The organism is Rathayibacter sp. VKM Ac-2804 (assembly GCF_009866655.1).
Taxonomy (GTDB): domain Bacteria; phylum Actinomycetota; class Actinomycetes; order Actinomycetales; family Microbacteriaceae; genus Rathayibacter.
In genome coordinates this window covers 865,350-883,405 of the sequence record NZ_CP047420.1, presented here as the reverse complement: position 1 = coordinate 883,405, position 18,056 = coordinate 865,350, and the positions used below count along the sequence as shown (strand labels likewise).

The window sequence follows — 18,056 nt, the reverse complement described above, 5'->3', positions numbered from 1 at the left end:
CAGGGGCGTATCGAGACCCACCACCGCATGGACGTCGGCCTCTTCCCGCCCTGCGCCGGCGCCAAGGCGTCCCCCTCCGCTCGATCGGCCGCGGGTCAGTAGCTCTCGCGGCGGCGCTCCTGGTCGACGACGGCGGCGCGGTCGGACAGGGCCCGCAGGCCCGCGAGGGGCTGCGCCATCCGGTGGTTGCTGCGGAGGACGGGCTCGGTGCGGTCGAGGAAGGCCCAGTAGCCGGCGGTGACCGGGCAGGCGTTCTCGCCCAGGCGCACCTTCGGGTTGAAGCGGCAGCCGCCGCAGTAGTCCGACATCTTGTTGATGTACGCCCCGCCGGAGGAGTACGGCTTGGTCGCGACGACACCGCCGTCCGCGTGCTGCGACATGCCGATCACGTTCGCGGGCATCACCCACTCCGTGCCGTCGACGAAGACGTCGACGAACCAGTCGTTCAGCTCGGCCGGGTCCCAGCCGCGCTGCAGTCCCCAGTTGCCGAGCACCATCAGCCGCTGGATGTGGTGCGCCCAGCCGTGCCGGCGCACGTCGTCGAGGGTCTCGTGCAGGCAGTTCGCCTCGATGCCGGCCGGATCGAGGTCGAGCAGCTGCTGCGGGAGCGGGGCCGAGGCGCCGAGGGCCTTGCTGCGCGTGCGGTAGTCCGGCCCGAGATGCCAGTACAGGTGCCAGACGTAGTCGCGCCAGCCGAGGATCTGCCGGACGAAGCCCTCGACGCTCGCGAGCGGGGCGCCGCCCGAGGCGTGCTCGGCCGCGGCGGCGTCGATCACGGCACGCGGGTCGAGCAGGCCGAGGTTGAGCGGTGCGCTCAGCAGCGAGTGCGCCATCGTCCAGTCGCCCGAGAGCATCGCGTCCTCGTAGGTGCCGAAGTCGCCCAGGCGCGACGAGACGAAGTCGGCGAGCGCCGCCTCCGCCTCCGCGGGGGTCGCCGCGAACCGGCGCGGGCCGTCCTCGCCGACGAGCCGGATCGCTCCCTCTCGCTCCCAGCGGGCGAGATCGGCGCGCACCTCCTCGTCGATGTCGTCCTCCTCCGGCCACCACGGATCGGGCAGGCCGAGGCGCGAGGCACCCTTGGGCGGCGGGTTGCGGTTGTCGTGGTCGTAGTTCCAGCGGCCGCCCTCCGGCTGGTCGCCGCGCATCAGGACGCCGGTGCGCTCGCGGCTCCAGCGGTAGAAGTCCTCGAGCAGGAGCCGCTTGCCGGCCTTCGCGAGCGCCCACTCGCGGAAGTCCTCCTCCTCCGTGACGAAGCCGCGGCTGGGCAGGATGCTCATGCCCAGCCTGCGGGCGAGGCGACGGCCGCCCCGGGTCGGCGGGTCGATCACCTCGAGGCCGTCGCGGCCGGCGAGGCCCTCGGCGAAGGTCTCGGCGCGGACGTACTCGGCCCGGTCGCCGAGCTCGCGGCCGCGGTGGCGCAGCGCCGAGAGCAGCAGCTGCGCCTTCGCGCGGTGCATCGGCCGCCGTCCGAAGGCCGAGCGGGCCTCGACGAGCAGCATCGGGCCGCCGTCGTCGAAGAGGGGGCCGAGCTGCCCGATGACGCTCCAGCGGGTCCGTGCAGTCCGTGCAGTCATGCTCGGAGGCTAGGCGGCACCGAGGACATCGCGACAGGAGTTGCGCTCCGCGCCCGGAGCATCGATGCGCCTCGAGCCTCGAAGAGCGCAGAGCATCCAAGAGCGCAGAGTGTCAAGGTGCGCGGATGTGCAGCCGCGACACCTTGCACCGGCGGACGCCGTGCAGGATCGTCGACTGCATCCACCCGACGCGATGAGGCGAGGAGCCCCGCCATGGCACACGACGACGAGTTCGAGACCACCACGACCACCGAGAGCGGCGGCACGACCGAGGAGACGACCCGTCGCGGGCGCCACCTCGCGGACGGAGCCGCGGACGGCGCCGGCACGGACGGACACAGCACCGACACCTCGGACGAGGGCGAGTACACCGAGACCGACGGCGTCTCGCACACCGACGGCGAGGAGGAGGGCAGCTACGTCGACACCTCCTCGCACCAGGAGTCGAGCACCGAGAAGGGCAGCTACGTCGACACGGAGGGCTCGGGCCCCGACTCCACCGGCGAGGGCGAGTACACCGACCGCGACGAGTAGTCCGCGGGTGCGGGCCGGCCGTCAGTGCTGGACGGCCGCCCGCTCCGCCGCGATGAACGCGGCGATCGCGTCGGCGCCCGGATGGTCGTCGGCGCTGATCGTCACCACCGCGTCGCCGGCGAACACCAGCAGCTGACCGTAGGCGCCGTGCAGGCGCCAGCACGGGCCGGGCCCGTCCCAGCCGGCGAGGGCGTAGCGCTGGTAGCCCGGGCCGGTGCCGGCGGGGACCCACTCGGAGTGCAGCGCGTCGCTCCACTCCGGGGCGAGGAGCCGCTCGCCGCGCCAGAGCCCGCGATCGCGGATCAGCCGGCCGATCCGGGCGGTCTCCCCGGTGCGCAGCGCCAGCCCGCTGCCGGCGACGATGCGGCCGTTCGGGCAGCGCTCCCACTCCGAGCCCTCGATCCCGAGCGGCTGCAGGAGCCTGCGGTCGACGTAGTCCCCCACGTCGCCCACCCGGGTCTCCAGGAGCCGCATCGCGGTGTAGCTGCTGGCGTTGGAGTACTGGAAGACGAGCCCGCGGGAGGGCCGGCGGAGGAACTCGACGGCGAGGTCGGGCCAGTCGGTCATCAGGGTCGGCGACCACGGCAGGTCGATGCCGCTGGTCATGCTCAGCAGTCGGCGGAGCGTGAGCTCCGCGACCCCCTCGCCCAGGTCCGCGGAGACCTCTGCGGTCAGAGACCGCCCCAGGGGCTCGTCGAGCGAGATCAGGCCCTCGTCGGCGGCCAGCCCCGCGGCCAGCACGCAGACGCCCTTGGCGACGGAGTGCACGTCCTCGCGGACGTCGGGCGTCCAGCGGTGCTCGGCGGCGTCGTCGCCGATCAGCACGTGCAGCCCGTGAGCCCCGAAGCCGACGGCGTCGATGTGCTCGACGAGGCGGTCGCGGAAGGCCTGCGCTGCTGTCGGGTCGGGCGCTGCTGTCACCGGGACAGTCTGCCCCGGCGCGGGCGCTTCCTAAGATCGTGGGCATGGACGAGGACAGCGCACGGGGCACCTGGCGGCGCGAGCCGAGCACCGTCGTCGTCGCCGACACCGGGACGCCGTCGCGCATCGCCGAGCCGTTCGCGATCGCGGCCGACAGCGTCCTGCTCGAGGCACCGCACGAGTTCGCGCCGCACCGCCACGAGCTGCATGAGCTGGTCTGGGTCCGCGGCGGCACCATGACGGTCCGGCTCGAGCACCGGATCCTGACCGTGCCCGACGGCTTCGGCGTCTGGATCCCGGCCGGGACGGAGCACGCCGGGCGGACGACCGCGCGCACCGCGCTCTGCGACGCGCTCTTCGACCCGGAGCGCTCGCCCGTGCCGATCACGACGCCGGTCCTCGTCGAGGTGACGCCCGTGCTGGCCGCGCTCCTCACCCGGCTGTCCCGCTCCGACCTGGAGCCTGCGGCGCGGCTGCGGGCGGAGGCGGTGGTCTTCGACGTGATCGCGCCGTCGAGCGAGCAGTACTCCGTCACCGTTCCGCAGGGCGAGCGGCTCGCGCCGCTGGTCGCGGCGCTCCTCGACGACCCGACCGACCGGCGGACGCTCGCCGACTGGGCGGAGCACCTCGGCGTCGGCGAGCGGACCCTCTCCCGCCTCCTCCGCGCGCAGACCGGGCTGTCCTTCCTGCAGTGGCGCCAGGCGCTCCGAGCGCACCGCGCGCTCGCGCTGCTCGCGGAGGGGCGCAGGGTGCAGGACGTCTCGGAGCTGATGGGGCACACGCACCCGAGCACCTTCATCGCGGCGTTCAAGCGGGTGATGGGGACCACTCCGGGCGCCTTCGCGCAGGACCAGCGCGCCGCGGCGAACTGACCACCGGCACCCCGGCGGTGGCCGGAACGCTCTATCGGGTGTCCTCGGCAGCCGATTGCGGACGATCCTGCGGCCACCTAGCCTGAGGAAGGTAAGCCAACCCTTAGTAGGCTTCCTCCTCCAGCGGATCCTCCGCCCGCTCCCCCTCCGACGCAGGACTCCGCCTCCCCCATGACTCCCTCCTCCGAGCCTCCGCGTGCGCCCTCGCGCCTCGCCGGCGCCGATCTCGTGCTCGGCTTCGGCCGGCGCACCGTCGTCGACGGCGTCTCGGTGCAGCTCGAGCCGGGCCGGGTGACGGCGCTCGTCGGACCGAACGGCTCGGGCAAGTCGACGCTGCTGCGCGCGCTGGCGCGGCTGCACGCCCCGAGCGGCGGAGCCGTCGTCCTCGACGGCGACCGCCCGGCGACGGCGCTGAGCAGCCGTGACTTCGCCCGCGAGGTGACCCTCTTCGCGCAGAGCCGCACCGCACCGCAGGGGCTCAGTGTCCGCGAGGTCGTCGCCTTCGGCCGCCACCCGCACCGCAGGGCCTTCGCCGGACCGTCCTCGCGGGACCGCGATGCGGTCGAGCGGGCGATGGCCACCACCGGCGTGCTGTCGATGGCCGAGCGGGCGGCCGGCGAGCTCAGCGGCGGCGAGCTGCAGCGGGTCTGGCTGGCGTCCTGCCTCGCTCAGCAGACCGGCGTGGTGCTGCTCGACGAGCCGACCAACCACCTCGACCTCCGCTACCAGGTGGAGACGCTCGATCTGATCCGCGATCTCGCCGAGGTGCACGGCGCCGCCGTCGGCGTCGTCCTGCACGACCTCGACCACGCGGCGCGCGTCGCCGACCGCCTGCTGCTGCTGAGCGACGGGCGGATCCTCGCCGAGGGCGATCCCCTCGCCGTGCTCACCGCGGAGCACATCGAGGCGGCCTACGGCCTGCGGGTCGAGGTCGCGGTGGACGAGCGGACCGGCCACCTGCGCATCGACCCCGTCAGCCGGCACGGCCCTCGCCTGCACGACCCGCTCCACCAGACCCCTGCCCGTTCCCGAGAGGACACCGAAGAATGACCCGCGCCCCCCTCCTCCCCACGGCCCTCGCCGCGGCCGCCGCCGGCGTGCTCCTGCTGACCGGCTGCGGCACCACCGCCGTCGAGACCGCCGATGCCGCCGGCACCGTCGACTCCGCCGAGTGCGCCGCCGACGACACGCCGACCGCCACCGGCGCCGTCTCGCTCACCGACAGCCTCGGCCGCACGGTCGAGCTCGACGCACCCGCCGAGCGGATCGTCGTGCTCGAGTGGCAGCAGACCGAGGACCTGCTGACGCTCTGCGTCGCCCCGGTCGGCGCCGCCTCGACCGAGGACTACGCCACCTACGTCAGCGCCGAGACCCTGCCCGAGAGCACCACCGACGTGGGCGAGCGCGGCGAGCCCGACCTCGACACCCTCTACGGACTCGACCCGGACCTGATCGTGATCGAGGCCTACAGCGCCGACGACGACCTGCTCGCCCAGCTCGAGGAGCGCGACGTGCCGGTGCTCGCGACCATCGGCGCGGACGCGAGCGGCCAGATCGACAACATGAAGGAGGTGTTCTCGCTCCTCGGCGAGGCCACCGGGCGGACCGAGCGCGCAGACACGGTGCTGGCGGAGTTCGACCAGCACCTCGCCGACGCCACGACCGAGGTCGCCGAGGCCGCGCTCTCGACGCCGGAGTTCGTCTTCTTCGACGGCTGGATCGAGAGCGGCAACGTCGTCATCCGCCCGTACGGGAAGGGCGCGCTGTTCACCGAGCTCGGCGAGGAGCTGGGCCTCGAGGGCGCCTGGACGGACGAGATCAACGACTCCTACGGCAGCGGCGGCGTCGACCCCGCCTACGGTCTCGCGCAGACCGACATCGAGGGGCTGACCGCGGTCGGCGAGGCGAACCTGGTCTACTCCAACGACGGCACCCCCGACAGCTACGTGACAGAGCTCGCCAAGAGCCCGGTCTGGGCCGCGCTCCCCGCGGTGCAGCAGGGCCGCGCCTTCGAGTTCCCGCCCGGCGTCTGGGGCGCCGGCGGACCGAAGTCCGGCGAGCAGGCCATCGACGCCTTCGTGGACGTCATCGTCGGCGAGTGACGACGACGCCGGCCGCCGACGAGCGCCGTTCCGACCCGCGCCGTGCGGACGTCCGGACGGCGCTCGTCGGCGTCGGCGTGCTCGCGGCCCTCGCGGTCGTGGTCGTGCTCGTCGGCCTCTGGCACCTGACCCAGGGCACCTCGGGCATCGGCGCGGACGGGCTGCTGCGCGCCCTGCTCGGCGAGGAGGTGTCGGTCGGCGGAGTCTCGGCCGCCGACGTCTTCGCCGGCTCGCGGCTGCCGCGCCTGTCCGCGGGCATCGCCGTCGGGCTCGCCCTCGGGGCGGCGGGCGCGCTGCTGCAGTCGATCTCGCGCAACGCCCTCGCCTCGCCGGACACGCTCGCGGTGACCGCGGGCGCCTACTTCGCCCTGACCGCGGTGGCCGCCTTCTCGGTGGCCGTGCCGCTCTGGGCGTCCAGCGGAGTCGCCTTCCTCGGCGGGCTCGCGGCAGCGGCCGTCGTGCTCGCGCTCAGCGGCCGCGCCGCGGGCACCTCGAGCACCCGGCTGATCCTGGCGGGCTCGGCGATCGCGATGGCGCTCGACTCCGGCACGGCGATGCTGCTGATCCTGTTCCGGGAGAACACCACCGGGCTGTTCGCCTGGGGCAGCGGCTCACTGGGTCAGCTCAACATCGACGCCTCGGTGCGCGCCGCCCCGCTGATCGCGGTCGTCCTCGCGCTGGCCCTGCTGCTCTCGCGCCGCCTCGACGTGCTCGGGCTCGGCGAGGACGGCGCCGCGACCCTCGGCGTCCCGGTCCGCTCGACCAGGGCGCTGGCCGTGCTCTGCGCGGTGCTGCTCACCAGCACCTCGGTCACCCTGGCCGGGCCGATCGCGTTCGTGGGGCTCGGCGCCCCGGTGCTGACCCGGCTGCTGACGGCGCGGGTGCCGGCGCTGCGTCGGCACGTCTTCCTCGTGCCCGCGTCGGGGCTGATCGGCGCCGCGCTGATCGTGCTCGCCGACGCGCTGCTGCGCGCGATCCTCAGCCCGGAGGGGGCCACGGCGATCCCCACGGGCATCCCGACCGCGGTGCTCGGCGGAGTGGTCATCGTGGTGCTCGCCCTGCGGATGCGCGACGCCGGCTCCGCGCGGACGGCGCGGGCGGTGCGCTCCTCGCTGCGGACGGTCCGGCGCTTCCGGATCGTGCTCGCGGTGCTCGTCGTCCTGCTCGCCGGCACGATCGTGCTCGGGCTGCTCGCGGGCAGCCTGCAGCTGCGCCTGGGCGACGTCGTCCTCTGGCTGCAGAGCGCGGCACCGGACCTCGTCGCCCGCGCCCTCGACGAGCGGGCGCCTCGCATCGCCGCGGCCGTGCTCGCCGGCGCGGCGCTCGCGCTCGCGGGCACCGCGGTGCAGGGCACCGTCCGCAATCCGCTGGCCGAGCCGGGACTGCTGGGCATCACCGCCGGCGCGGGGCTCGGCGCCGTGATCGTCGTCACCACCGGTCTCGGCGGCGGCGGGCGCCCCGTTCTGATCGCGATGGCGGTCGCCGCCGGGCTCGCGACCTTCGGGGTGATCGCCCTGCTCGCCTGGCGCGGCGGCCTGCAACCGGATCGCTTCGTGCTCGTCGGCATCGGCATGGGCTACGCCCTGACCGCGGTGACCGCCTTCCTGCTGCTGAGCTCCGACCCGTGGCAGACGCCGCGGATCCTCACCTGGCTCTCCGGCACGACCTACGGCCGCTCGCTGCCCGACGTCCTCCCGGTCGCGATCGGGATCCTCGTGCTGCTGCCGATCCTCCTGGGACTGCGCCGCCGCCTGGACCTGCTGGCGATCGACGAGGACACCCCGCGCATCCTCGGCGTCCGGCCCGAGCGCACCCGGCTGGGCGTTCTCGCGCTGGCCGCCGTGCTCGCCTCGCTGGCCGTCGTCGCCGTCGGCACGGTCGGCTTCGTCGGACTGGTCGCGCCGCACCTGGCCCGGACGCTGGTCGGCGCGCGGCACGGGCGCATCGTCCCGGTCGCGATGCTGCTCGGCGGACTGCTCGTCCTCGTGGCGGACACCCTCGGCCGCACGCTCATCGCGCCCTCGCAGCTGCCCGCGGGCCTGATGATCGCGCTGGTCGGCGCGCCCTACTTCGTCTGGCTGCTCCGCCGCACCCGCGACTGAGCGAGGAGGCGGTAGGCGGCGCCGACGGCGAGCACCGCGACGCCGCCCGCGATCGAGGCGGGAGGGAGGGTCGCCACGAGGAGGAGGCAGCCGGCGACGCCGACGACCGCCAGCGGGCGGGGGCAGCGGCGGTGCGGGGCCTCCTGGGTCAGCGCCGCGACGTTCGCGACCAGGTAGTAGAGCAGCACGCCGAACGAGGAGAAGCCGATCGCCGAGCGCAGGTCGGCGACGAGCACCAGGACGACGACGATCAGGCCGACGACGATCTCAGCGCGGCGCGGGACGCTGCGGACCGGGTCGATCACGGCGAGCGCCCGCGGCAGATCGCCGTTCCGCGCCATCGCCAGGCTCGTGCGGCCGATGCCGGCGATCAGCGCGAGCAGTGCGCCGAGGCTCGCGGCCGCGGCACCCACCCGGATCGGCACCGCGGTCCAGGGCCAGGCGGCGGCCGCGTCGACGAGCGGCTGCGTCGAAGCGGCGAGCCGCTCAGGGCCGAGCACCGCGAGCAGACCCGCGCCGACCACCGTGTAGATCAGGACCGCGAGCCCGAGCGCGCCGAGGATCGCCCGCGGGATGGTGCGCGCGGGGTCGCGCACCTCCTCCCCCATCGTGGCGAGGCGGGCGTAGCCGGCGAAGGCGAAGAACAGCAGCCCGGCCGACTGCAGCACGCCGTAGGCGTCGAAGGGGCGGTCGGTGGCGGAGGCGGCCGCCGGGCCGGACGCCGCCGCGGCGGCCATCGCGAGGACGAGCACCACGAGGACGATCGAGAGCAGGATCCGGGTCGCGAGCGCCGTCCGGGTCACGCCGAGCACGTTCACCGCCACGAGGACGACGACCGCGGCCACCGCCACCGGCCGCTCCCAGCCCGCGGGCGCGGCGTAGGCGGCGACGGTCAGCGCCATCGCCGCGCAGCTCGCCGTCTTGCCGACGACGAAGCTCCAGCCGGCCAGGAAGCCGGGCCACTCGCCGAGCCGCTCCCGGCCGTAGAGGTAGGCGCCGCCGGAGCGCGGGTACTGCGCGGCCAGCTGCGCCGTGGAGGAGGCGTTCGCCCAGGCGACGATCGCGGCGAGCGCCAGGCCGAGCAGCAGCCACGGGCCGGCCGCCGCGGCGGCGGGGGCGAAGGCGGAGAAGAGCCCGGCGCCGAGCATCGAGCCGAGCCCGATGACGACGGCGTCGCGGGTGCCCAGGCGGCGGGCGAGGGAGGCGTCGGAGGTCACCGCCCCGTCTTAGCGCACCCGGGCGACGGCCGGGTTAACCTGGGCGTCCGTGCCGAGACCGGGAGGCTCCCATCCGCATCCTCATCGTCGACGACGAGATCAACCTGCTCGGTGCGCTCGAGGCGGGCCTGGAGGGCGAGGGCTTCGCCGTCGACACCGCCACGACCGGCACCGACGCGCTCTGGCTCGCGCAGGAGGCGGAGTACGCGGCGATCGTGCTCGACCTGATGCTGCCCGACATCAGCGGCTTCCGGGTCTGCGAGCGCCTGCGCGCGGCCGAGGACTGGACGCCGATCCTGATGCTCACGGCGAAGGACGGCGACCTCGACCAGGTCGAGGCGCTCGACACCGGCGCGGACGACTACCTCACGAAGCCGTTCTCCTTCCCGGTGCTGGTCGCGCGGCTGCGGGCGCTGATCCGCCGCGGCGCCGCCGAACGGCCGACCGTGCTCACCGTCGGCGACCTCGTGCTCGACCCGGCCGCGCGCCGGGTGGAGCGCGGCGGGGTCGCGATCCCGCTGACGGCGCGCGAGTTCAGCGTGCTGGAGTACCTCGTCTCGCGCGCGGGCGACGTCGTCCCCAAGCGCGACATCCTCGGCGCCGTCTGGGACTTCGACTTCGACGGCGATCCGAACATCGTCGAGGTCTACATCCGGACGCTCCGCAACAAGATCGACCGGCCGTTCGGCCGCGAGACGATCCGCACCCAGCGCGGCGCGGGCTACTCGGTGCTGCCGTGACGCGGCGTCGGCGCTCCCTGCGCTCCCGGATCACGCTCGCGGCGACCGCCGTGGTCGCCCTCGCGGCGGTGCTCGGCACGGCCGGCTTCCTGCTGGTGCTCTCCTCCGTGCTCGCGGGCAGCTCCGCGACGGCGGCCGAGACCGAGGCGGAGCGGATCGCGACCCTCGTGGAGCGCGGCGGCGCCGACGCGGTGCGGGCTTCGGAGGGCGTCGTGCAGCTGATCGTCGACGGGCGCGTGGTCGCCGCGGGCGAGGACGCGGACGATCTGCCGGCGCTGGCGACCGAGGAGCGCGACGAGCCGTTCACGACGACGCCGGCGGACGAGGATCCGCTGGTCGTCGCGACAAAGGAGCTCGACGACGGCTCGCTCGTCGTCGTGGGCGTCCCCGACGAGGGCCGGGCGGAGGCGCTCGCGACGACCGCGGGCCTGCTCGCGGTGGCCGTCCCGCTGCTGGTCGCCTTCGTCGCCGCCGTCTGCTGGATCGTCGTCGGCCGCGCGCTGCGGCCGGTGGACCGGATGCGCGCTGAGGCGGACGCGGTCACCGCGGCGGCGCTCGACCGCCGGATCGCGGAGCCTGGCTCCGGCGACGAGATCGACCGGCTCGCGCAGACCCTCAACCGGATGCTCGGGCGGCTCGAGGACGGCCAGGAGCGGCAGCGCCGGTTCGTCTCGGACGCCTCGCACGAGCTGCGCTCGCCGGTCGCGGCTTTGCGCCAGAGCGCGGAGGTCGCCCTCGCGCATCCCGACCGGCTCGACGCGGCGCGGCTGGCAACGACGGTCGCCGAGGAGTCGGTGCGGATGGGCGGCCTGATCGAGGGCCTGCTGCTGCTGGCGCGCGCGGACGAGGCGCGGCTGGCCGTGCTCGCGGTCCCGGTCGACCTCGACGACCTGGCGCTGCGCGAGGTGCGGCGGCTGCGCGACTCCGGGATCGCCGTGGACGCCTCGGGCGTCTCGCCGGTGCAGGCGGTGGCCGACGAGGCCCTGCTCGGGCGCGCGCTGCGGAACCTCGTCGACAACGCGGTCCGGCACCGCGCCTCGCGGCTGGCGATCGCGACCCGCGGCGAGGGCCCGACCGCGGTGCTCGTCGTCGACGACGACGGACCGGGGATCCCGTCGGCCGACCGCGAGCGGGTGATCGAGCGCTTCGTCCGGCTGGACGAGGGGCGCGCCCGCGACGCCGGCGGCTCGGGGCTCGGGCTCGCGATCGTGGCCGAGATCGCGGCGGCGCACGGCGGGAGCGTCGCGATCGAGGAGTCGCCGTGGGGCGGCGCGCGAGTGACGCTCCGGGTGCCGCTGCACTGACCGGAGCTGCAGGGGGCCGCTTCAGGCTGGCTTCAGCGGCGCCGCGGGACAGTGGCTGCGGCGTCGACGAGCGGCGCCGGAGACGGAGCGGATCATGCAGAAGAAGACCGGGATCATCGTCGGAGTCGTGGGCGCGATCGTGCTCGTCGGAGTCGGCACGGGCATCGCCTTCGCCGCGACCGACGGCTTCGAGCGCTCGGACGCGCTGACCGGCACCGACCTCGACCGCGCGAGCGAGGTCGCGATCGCCGAGATCGGCGGCGGGACCGTGACCTCGGCCGAGCGCGACGACGACGGCACGCCGGGCTACGATCTCGAGCTGCGCGGCGACGACGGCCTCGAGTACGACGTGCGGCTGGACGACTCCTTCGGCGTGCTCATCGTCGACCCCGACGACGACGCGGTGCGCGGCGCCGACGGCACGAACGGCAGCACGGACGACGGCACGACCGGCACCACCGAGGACAGCACCACCGGCGTCACCGGCGCCGTCGACCCCGACGACCTCGTCGGCGAGGAGCTGACCCGCGCGAGCGAGGCCGCGATCGCCGCGGTCGGCGGCGGCACGGTCACCGAGGCCGAGCGCAGCGACGACGCCGATCACGCCTTCGACGTCGAGATCACCCGCGCCGACGGCACGGACGTGGACGTCGACCTCGACGCGTCCTACGCGGTCGTCCGCACGGAGGAGTAGCCCCCGCGAGCGGGGGGGGCTCAGCCCTGCCCCGGCCCGTTCCCGTCGCCCGGGTTCTGGCCGCTCTCCGGGCTCCTCCCGTTGCCGTTCCCGTTCCCCCCGCCGTTGCCACCGGAGTTCCCCGGTCCCTCGACCGGCTCCTCGACCGGTGCCGGCGAGGCGGGCGCCTGCACCGCCGGAGCGCCGGTGGCCGGCGTCGTCGCGGCGGGCGCGGGCGACTCCTCCTCGGGCGGCTCGGTCGGCTCGACGGGCTCCGTCGGCTCGGTCTCCTCGGGAGTCGGCGACGGCTCCTCCTCGGGGGTCTCCACCGGGGCCGGCGTCTCCTCCTCCGGGGTCTCCTCGGCCGGCGGCTCCTCCTCGACGGGAGCGGTCTCCTCCGGCTCGGGCCCGGTCGACTCCTCGGGCGCGGGGACGGCCGCCATCAGCGCGGCGAGGTCGGCGCGCACGATGTCGGCCTGGGTCCGGATCGCGGTCGCACGGTCTTCCTGCACGGTCCCGCCGGCGATCGCCGCGTCGAGCGTCGCCTGGAGCGCGTCCAGCTCGGTCAGCGCTGCGGCCCAGTCGTCGGCCGACGCCTTCTCGGCGACGGCGACGACCGCGTCGTCGAGGGCCTGCGCGGTGCCGTCGTCGATCGACGGGTCCGCGGCGGAGCAGCCCGACAGCACGAGCACCGCGGCGAGCACCGCTCCCCCGGCCCGCAGCCTCAGGCCCGCACGCCTCACGCCCCTCACGAGCGGATGCTCTCGCGCAGCTGACGCAGGTGCTCGCCGAGCTCCCCGTCGACGGCGGGCAGCGGCGACTGCGGACCGTCGAACAGGACGAGCACGAGGCCGATCGCGACGGCGACCAGCGCGAGCACCACGACGATCAGCCACGGGCTCGGCCCGGTGCGGCGCCGAGCGGCCGCGGGCGGAAGGACGGGCGCACTCGGCGCGACCCGCGTCGTCGTCGCCGTGGCGGGCGCCGCCCCCGGCAGCAGCTCGGTCGCGCCCATCGGCAGCACCGACGTCGCGTCGAGCAGCTCGGTCGCGGCGGACGTCGGGGCGAACCGCTCGGTGGCGGGCATCCGCTCGGTCGGCGGCGGTCCGGACGGCTGCCGGACCGGCACGTCGGGGACGACGATCGCCGTCGGCGGGCCGTCGCGCCGCGGGTCGATCAGCGCACGCGCCGACTCCGCCACCTCGATCGCCGTGGGGCGCTCGGCCGGCTCGCGCCGGGTCATCGCGTTGAGCAGCGCCGACCAGCCGCCGCCGAGCGAGTCCGACACCTCGGGGTCGCGCAGCAGCCGGGCGAGGGTGACCTCGATCGCCGACCCGGTGAAGGGGCGGCGGCCGGTCAGCGACTCGAGCAGCACCAGTCCGAGGGAGTAGACGTCGCTGGCCGAGGTCAGCACGTCGCCGTGCGCCTGCTCGGGGCTGAGGTAGGCGGCGGTGCCGATCAGCGTGCCCGGCGAGGTGATGCGGGTGGCGTCGATCAGGTAGGCGATGCCGAAGTCGGCGAGCTTGGGCCGGAACTCGCGGCTCGTCAGCGGGCTCGGCACGAGCAGCACGTTCGAGGGCTTCACGTCGCGGTGCACCACTCCGGCCGCGTGCACGGTGTGCAGGGCCTCGCCGAGGTCGGCGGCCATCGACGCGACGTCGTTCGGCGCGACGGGGCCGGTGGCGAGGCGCTCCGCGAGGCTCGGCCCCTCGGCGAGCTCCATCACCATGTAGGCCTGGCCGCCGGTGTCGTCGCCGCCGTCGTCGGCGTCGTAGAGGGTGACCAGCGCGGGGTGGTTGAGGGCCGCGAGCAGCCGGATCTCGGACGACTTGCGCTGCAGGTCCTGCGCATCGTCGATGCCCGGCGCGAACATCTTCAGCGCCACCGATCGGCCGAGGATCTCGTCGCGCGCCCGGTAGACCGTGGCCATCCCGCCCCGGCCGATCAGCTCCTCGATCGTGTAGCGGCGCCCGATCGTCGTGCCGACGACGCGGTTCTCGCCCGTTCGGTGGGATGACACGGTTCCTCCTCGGGCGGATGCTGCGGCAACGCCGCGCCCCCCGGTGCGACCGTCTCCCCAGGGTAGTACGTCCGTCTTCCGAGGCGCAGGACTCGACCGGGGGCCCGCGGGCTGTCAAGCGGGTGCCCGCCCCTGAACCCGCGCGTAGCGTGGCTGGTCCCGACGAAAGGTAGGCACATGGACGAGGACGACCAGGGATCGACGATCGGCGCGACGGACGGCGCGGCTCCGGCCACGGCGAACGAGAGCGAGACGATCGAGAAGGACCGCGCGGAGTCGCCGGGCAGCGAGCGCGAGACCGAGGTCCGCCAGAACCAGGACCCCACCACCAGCCGGACGGAGGTCTCCGGCTCGGCCGAGGTCATCTCCGTCCCCGGCACCGGCGGCGCGGACGACGTCGGCACCGTCGAGGTCGACCCCGACGAGGTCTCGCTCAACGGCAAGCCGTTCCCGGGCCACGCCGGAACGAAATGATCCGGCCCACCCCGGGAACCCCGCCCATCAGCCGGCTCCGCCGGCGGGCGGGCCACGCCGGAACGAAGTAGTCGCTCTGCACTTCGCAGTGGACGCGCGGAGCCCGGTCATGCTGGTCGAGTAGCCCCGCAGGGGCGTATCGAGACCCGCCGTCACCGGAAGGGCGGTCTGCAGACTCGTCTTCTGACGCGAGTGGATCTCGATACGCCCGCTCCGCGGGCTACTCGATCAGCACGGCCCGCTCCGCGGTCACTGACCACGTCCTATCCGACCGGGTCGAGCAGGCCCGGGTCGTGGCGGTCGACCGTCTGCGCGTTGTTCACGCGGCGGTCGACCGGGTACGCGGTGATGGTCGACGCGACGGCGACCGAGGCTCGGTCGAGGGTCGCGAGCATCTCCTCGCTGGAGGCGAGCGGCTCCGGGCTCAGCCAGGCGTCGCGGACGTCGGGCGTGAGGAAGACGGGCATCCGGTCGTGCACCTCGCCGGAGGCGTCCCGCGCCTCGCGGGTGATGATCGTGAAGGAGACCCGCCACTCGTCGCCCTCCTTGCGCGCCGCGTAGAGGCCGGCCGCGGCGAGGATCGGCTCCTCGCCGTGCAGGAACCACGGCTGCTTGCCGTCGGCGCGCGCCTCCCACTCGTAGTAGCCGCGCATCGGCACGATCGCGCGCTGCTTGGCGAAGGCCCCGCGGAACAGGCCGTTCGAGGCGACCGTCTCGAGCCGCGCGTTGATCGGCGACGGCCCCTTCCCCTTCGCCCAGGAGGGCCGGAAGCCCCAGGAGGCCAGCTCGATCTCGCGCTCCAGCGACTCCTCGTGCCGGTGCTCGCGCACGATCGGCGCCGCGTCGGTCGGGGCGACGCTGAAGTCGGGCGCCCAGTCGGCCGCCCGGCCGCCCGCCGCCACGAACTCCGCGATCAGGGCGTCGGTCTCGGAATCCATCGCGAAGCGTCCGCACATGCGGGCGACACTACGCCGGACCACCGACGGCGGCGAGGACCGGGTCCCGCCGCCCGCGGCGGATCGTCGCGACCGCGAGCCCCGCGACCATCACCGCCCCGCCGATCAGCACCCCGACCGAGGGCACCTCGCCGAGCAGCACCCACGCCGACAGCACGCCGACCACCGGCACCAGCAGCGTGAACGGCACGACCGACGCGGCCGGGTAGCGGGCGAGCAGCGAGTTCCAGATGCCGTAGCCGATCAGCGACGCGAACACCGCGGTGTAGAGGGTGCTGAGGATCGCCGCGAGCGAGAGTCTCTGGAGCGCGTCGGCGATCGCGGGCCCGCCGTCGACGAGCAGGGAGAGCAGCAGCGCCGGGATCGGCACGACCAGCGCCGACCAGACCACCAGCGACAGCCCCGAGGCGCCCTTCGCCCGCCGGGTCAGCACGTTGCCGATCGCCCAGGACAGCGCGCCGCCGAGGCAGACCACGAACGGCAGCCAGGGCGCGACGGCCCCGTGCGAGAGGGCGACGATCACGAGCCCCGCGACGCCGACCACCAGGCCGATGCTCTGCCGCCGCGTCGGCCGCTCCTTCAGCAGCACCGCCGCGATCAGCACCGTCAGCACGATCTGCGCCTGCACCACCAGCGACGCCAGCCCCGCGGGCATCCCCAGCGCGAGCGCCAGGTAGAGCAGGGCGAACTGGCCCAGGCTCATGAACGCGCCGATCGTCGCGACCGTGCGCAGCGGCGCCGCCGGCCGCGGCACGAGGAACACGGCCGGCACCGCGACCACCGTGAACCGCATCGCCAGGAACAGCAGCGGCGGCACGTCCGCGAGCCCCACGTCGATCACGACGAAGTTCAGCCCCCAGAGCAGGACGACGAGGAGGGCGAGGAGGCTGTGCCGGCGGGTCATGCCCCCAGACAAGCGCGGATGACCCGGCAGCACCAGCGCACGTCCGCACCGCCGACCCGGTAGCGTCGCTGCATGGTCGGACCCCCTGCAGGCATCGCGAGCCCCGCATGACCGCGAGTGCCGCGTGATCGAGCCGTCCGCGCTGCGCGCCCTGATCGCCGTCCGCGACTGCGGCACGGTCGCCGCCGCGGCCGACGCGCTCGGCTACACCCCGTCGGCCGTCTCGCAGCAGCTCAAGCGCCTCGAGCGCCAGTCGGGCGGCGCCGTCGCCGAGCGCTCCGGCCGCGGCGTGCTGCTCACCGCGCACGGCCGGACCCTCGCCGAGCGCGGCGAGCGCCTCCTCGCCGAGCTCGAGGCGCTCGGGCACCTCGGCACGGTCCCGGCGGAGGAGGTGACCGGCACCCTGCGGGTCGTCGCGTTCTCGACCGCGATGCGCGGACTCCTCGTCCCCGCCCTCGCGCGGATCCGCGAGCGGGCGCCCCGGCTGCGGCTCACCCTCGACGAGCTCGACCCGTGGGAGGCGTCGCGGCGCCTCGAGCGGGGCGCGGCCGACCTGGCGATCCTGCACGACTGGCCGGGCCTCGCCCTCGAGCTCCCGCCGGACACCATCGAGACCGAGACCCTGCTCGAGGACCGCGCCGACGTCCTCCTCCACCGCGCGCACCCGCTCGCCGGCAGCGCCGAGATCGCGCCGAGCCGCCTGGCCGACGAGACCTGGGTGAGCATCCCGGCGGGCGCGATCTGCCACGCCTGGCTGCTGCGCACCTTCGCCGGCACCGGTCGCCAGCCCGACATCGCCTACTACGACGAGGACTTCAGCACCCACATCGCCCTGGTCGAGGCGGGACTCGCGGTCGCGCTGGTCCCGCGGCTGGGCCGCGAGCCGCTCCCGGAGGCGGTGGTCGCCGTCCCCGCGGTCGACCCCGTCTCGACACGGGTCGTCAGCGCGGCCTGGCGCCGCTCGGGCCGCGGGAACCCCGCACGGGCGGTCGTGCTGGAGGCGCTGCGCGCCGTGTGCTGACGAGCGGGGAGCACCGGCCGGCGAGGCTCAGCCGACGACGCGGCTCTTCGCCGACCAGAAGCGCATCAGCGCACCTGCCGCGATCGAGCCCGCGGCACCGGCCGCGAGGTCGCCGAGCGTGTCCTCGTAGCCGACGAAGATCGACGGGTCGACGAAGCGGTGCCCGGCCCACTCGCCCCACTCCCAGAGCACGCCCATCGAGAGGCCGAAGCACGCGCAGAGCACGATCGCCGGCGCGAGCGGCCCGCGGTCGCCGGCGACGGTCGGCACCACTCCCGCGCGCGCGGCGACGATGTAGGCGACGGCCGCGACGAGCCCGTTCAGCACGAAGTGCACGACGAGGTCCCACGACGCCCAGGCCTGGTAGAGCCCGAGCACGCTGCTCCAGGAGGCGATCAGCAGCGCCAGGCCGAACGTGGCGTCCAGAGCCGGCCGGATCCCGAGGAACCGCGGCAGCACCAGCCCGATCGAGGCGAGGGCGAACACCGCGACGTCGACGAGGTCCCAGCCGAGCACCGCGGCGACGATGCTCAGCGCGCCGAGCGCGCGGACCGCGTCGGCGAACCACTCGCCCGGAGTGCGCGGAGGCTCCATGAAGGTCGAGATCAGGACGGGCTCGTTCTCGGGGCGGGATCTCACAGC

Annotated in this window: 18 protein-coding genes; 10 read left to right on the top strand and 8 right to left on the bottom strand. The window is 74.9% G+C overall.

Annotated elements, in window-relative coordinates; translation table 11 throughout:
- Positions 1-95 precede the first annotated feature (95 nt).
- On the bottom strand, positions 96-1,574 hold the full coding sequence (locus tag GTU73_RS04070; RefSeq protein WP_160087225.1) for a cryptochrome/photolyase family protein: 1,479 nt from the start codon (positions 1,572-1,574) through the stop codon (positions 96-98).
- A 213-nt stretch (positions 1,575-1,787) separates the two neighbouring features.
- Here GTU73_RS04070 and GTU73_RS04065 point away from each other — a divergent pair, with 213 nt between their 5' ends.
- A complete protein-coding gene (locus GTU73_RS04065) occupies positions 1,788-2,108 on the top strand; it encodes a hypothetical protein (protein ID WP_160087223.1) in 321 nt (106 codons plus the stop codon).
- Positions 2,109-2,129: 21 nt separating this feature from the next.
- Here GTU73_RS04065 and GTU73_RS04060 read toward each other — a convergent pair whose 3' ends face one another.
- On the bottom strand, positions 2,130-3,029 hold the full coding sequence (locus GTU73_RS04060) for a serine hydrolase (RefSeq protein WP_160087221.1): 900 nt from the start codon (positions 3,027-3,029) through the stop codon (positions 2,130-2,132).
- Positions 3,030-3,073: 44 nt separating this feature from the next.
- Between GTU73_RS04060 and GTU73_RS04055 the strand changes: the two genes are divergently transcribed.
- The 4 genes from GTU73_RS04055 (at position 3,074) to GTU73_RS04040 (ending at position 8,105) form a co-directional block, all read left to right on the top strand.
- Positions 3,074-3,901, top strand: coding sequence for a helix-turn-helix transcriptional regulator (locus GTU73_RS04055; RefSeq protein ID WP_160087219.1), 828 nt, complete (start codon positions 3,074-3,076; stop codon positions 3,899-3,901).
- Positions 3,902-4,072: 171 nt separating this feature from the next.
- Positions 4,073-4,951 (top strand): ABC transporter ATP-binding protein, encoded by an 879-nt coding sequence (locus GTU73_RS04050; RefSeq protein ID WP_160087217.1) that lies wholly within the window; start codon positions 4,073-4,075, stop codon positions 4,949-4,951.
- Positions 4,948-6,003, top strand: coding sequence for an ABC transporter substrate-binding protein (locus tag GTU73_RS04045; RefSeq protein WP_160087215.1), 1,056 nt, complete (start codon positions 4,948-4,950; stop codon positions 6,001-6,003). Before GTU73_RS04050 ends, GTU73_RS04045 begins: the two co-directional genes overlap by 4 nt.
- Positions 6,000-8,105, top strand: coding sequence for an iron ABC transporter permease (locus GTU73_RS04040; protein WP_160087213.1), 2,106 nt, complete (start codon positions 6,000-6,002; stop codon positions 8,103-8,105). The genes GTU73_RS04045 and GTU73_RS04040 overlap by 4 nt, the downstream gene beginning before the upstream one ends.
- Here GTU73_RS04040 and GTU73_RS04035 read toward each other — a convergent pair.
- A complete protein-coding gene (locus GTU73_RS04035) occupies positions 8,069-9,322 on the bottom strand; it encodes an APC family permease (RefSeq protein WP_160087211.1) in 1,254 nt (417 codons plus the stop codon). The genes GTU73_RS04040 and GTU73_RS04035 overlap by 37 nt on opposite strands.
- A gap of 71 nt (positions 9,323-9,393) precedes the next feature.
- Here GTU73_RS04035 and GTU73_RS04030 point away from each other — a divergent pair, with 71 nt between their 5' ends.
- The 3 genes from GTU73_RS04030 to GTU73_RS04020 all read left to right on the top strand — a co-directional run bounded on the left by GTU73_RS04030 (position 9,394) and on the right by GTU73_RS04020 (position 12,060).
- A complete protein-coding gene (locus GTU73_RS04030; RefSeq protein ID WP_160091208.1) occupies positions 9,394-10,062 on the top strand; it encodes a response regulator transcription factor in 669 nt (222 codons plus the stop codon).
- Positions 10,059-11,366, top strand: coding sequence for an ATP-binding protein (locus GTU73_RS04025; protein ID WP_160087209.1), 1,308 nt, complete (start codon positions 10,059-10,061; stop codon positions 11,364-11,366). The genes GTU73_RS04030 and GTU73_RS04025 overlap by 4 nt, the downstream gene beginning before the upstream one ends.
- A gap of 94 nt (positions 11,367-11,460) precedes the next feature.
- Positions 11,461-12,060, top strand: coding sequence for a PepSY domain-containing protein (locus GTU73_RS04020; protein WP_160087207.1), 600 nt, complete (start codon positions 11,461-11,463; stop codon positions 12,058-12,060).
- 20 nt (positions 12,061-12,080) lie between these two features.
- On the opposite strand, the gene GTU73_RS04015 is transcribed toward GTU73_RS04020, so the two are convergent.
- Together GTU73_RS04015 and GTU73_RS04010 are read right to left on the bottom strand one after the other, a co-directional pair.
- Positions 12,081-12,791: a hypothetical protein gene (locus tag GTU73_RS04015; RefSeq protein ID WP_160087205.1), complete on the bottom strand. Its 711-nt coding sequence runs from the start codon at positions 12,789-12,791 to the stop codon at positions 12,081-12,083.
- The gene (locus GTU73_RS04010; RefSeq protein WP_160087203.1) at positions 12,788-14,059 is read right to left on the bottom strand and encodes a serine/threonine-protein kinase; all 1,272 of its coding nucleotides are present in this window, start codon (positions 14,057-14,059) and stop codon (positions 12,788-12,790) included. The genes GTU73_RS04015 and GTU73_RS04010 overlap by 4 nt, the downstream gene beginning before the upstream one ends.
- 177 nt (positions 14,060-14,236) lie before the next feature.
- On the opposite strand from GTU73_RS04010, the gene GTU73_RS04005 reads away from it, so the two are divergent.
- Positions 14,237-14,533 (top strand): hypothetical protein, encoded by a 297-nt coding sequence (locus GTU73_RS04005; protein WP_160087201.1) that lies wholly within the window; start codon positions 14,237-14,239, stop codon positions 14,531-14,533.
- 263 nt (positions 14,534-14,796) lie between these two features.
- Here the strand turns inward: GTU73_RS04005 and GTU73_RS04000 are convergent, their stop codons facing one another.
- Both GTU73_RS04000 and GTU73_RS03995 read right to left on the bottom strand, forming a co-directional pair.
- On the bottom strand, positions 14,797-15,489 hold the full coding sequence (locus tag GTU73_RS04000; protein ID WP_160087199.1) for an SOS response-associated peptidase: 693 nt from the start codon (positions 15,487-15,489) through the stop codon (positions 14,797-14,799).
- 10 nt (positions 15,490-15,499) lie between these two features.
- The gene (locus tag GTU73_RS03995) at positions 15,500-16,393 is read right to left on the bottom strand and encodes an EamA family transporter (RefSeq protein WP_160087197.1); all 894 of its coding nucleotides are present in this window, start codon (positions 16,391-16,393) and stop codon (positions 15,500-15,502) included.
- 124 nt (positions 16,394-16,517) lie between these two features.
- Here GTU73_RS03995 and GTU73_RS03990 point away from each other — a divergent pair, with 124 nt between their 5' ends.
- Positions 16,518-17,414: a LysR family transcriptional regulator gene (locus GTU73_RS03990; protein WP_160087195.1), complete on the top strand. Its 897-nt coding sequence runs from the start codon at positions 16,518-16,520 to the stop codon at positions 17,412-17,414.
- A 27-nt stretch (positions 17,415-17,441) separates the two neighbouring features.
- Here the strand turns inward: GTU73_RS03990 and GTU73_RS03985 are convergent, their stop codons facing one another.
- On the bottom strand, positions 17,442-18,053 hold the full coding sequence (locus GTU73_RS03985) for a hypothetical protein (protein WP_160087193.1): 612 nt from the start codon (positions 18,051-18,053) through the stop codon (positions 17,442-17,444).
- Positions 18,054-18,056: the final 3 nt, after the last annotated feature.

Bases quoted from the DNA above. Each gene is read 5' to 3' on its own strand.
- GTU73_RS04055 (WP_160087219.1), top strand. From the start codon at position 3,074: ATGGACGAGGACAGCGCACGGGGCACCTGGCGGCGCGAGCCGAGCACC.
- GTU73_RS04005 (WP_160087201.1), top strand. From the start codon at position 14,237: ATGGACGAGGACGACCAGGGATCGACGATCGGCGCGACGGACGGCGCG.
- GTU73_RS04065 (WP_160087223.1), top strand. From the start codon at position 1,788: ATGGCACACGACGACGAGTTCGAGACCACCACGACCACCGAGAGCGGC.
- GTU73_RS03995 (WP_160087197.1), bottom strand. From the start codon at position 16,393: ATGACCCGCCGGCACAGCCTCCTCGCCCTCCTCGTCGTCCTGCTCTGG.
- GTU73_RS04020 (WP_160087207.1), top strand. From the start codon at position 11,461: ATGCAGAAGAAGACCGGGATCATCGTCGGAGTCGTGGGCGCGATCGTG.
- GTU73_RS04045 (WP_160087215.1), top strand. From the start codon at position 4,948: ATGACCCGCGCCCCCCTCCTCCCCACGGCCCTCGCCGCGGCCGCCGCC.
- GTU73_RS04050 (WP_160087217.1), top strand. From the start codon at position 4,073: ATGACTCCCTCCTCCGAGCCTCCGCGTGCGCCCTCGCGCCTCGCCGGC.
- GTU73_RS04070 (WP_160087225.1), bottom strand. From the start codon at position 1,574: ATGACTGCACGGACTGCACGGACCCGCTGGAGCGTCATCGGGCAGCTC.
- GTU73_RS04000 (WP_160087199.1), bottom strand. From the start codon at position 15,489: ATGTGCGGACGCTTCGCGATGGATTCCGAGACCGACGCCCTGATCGCG.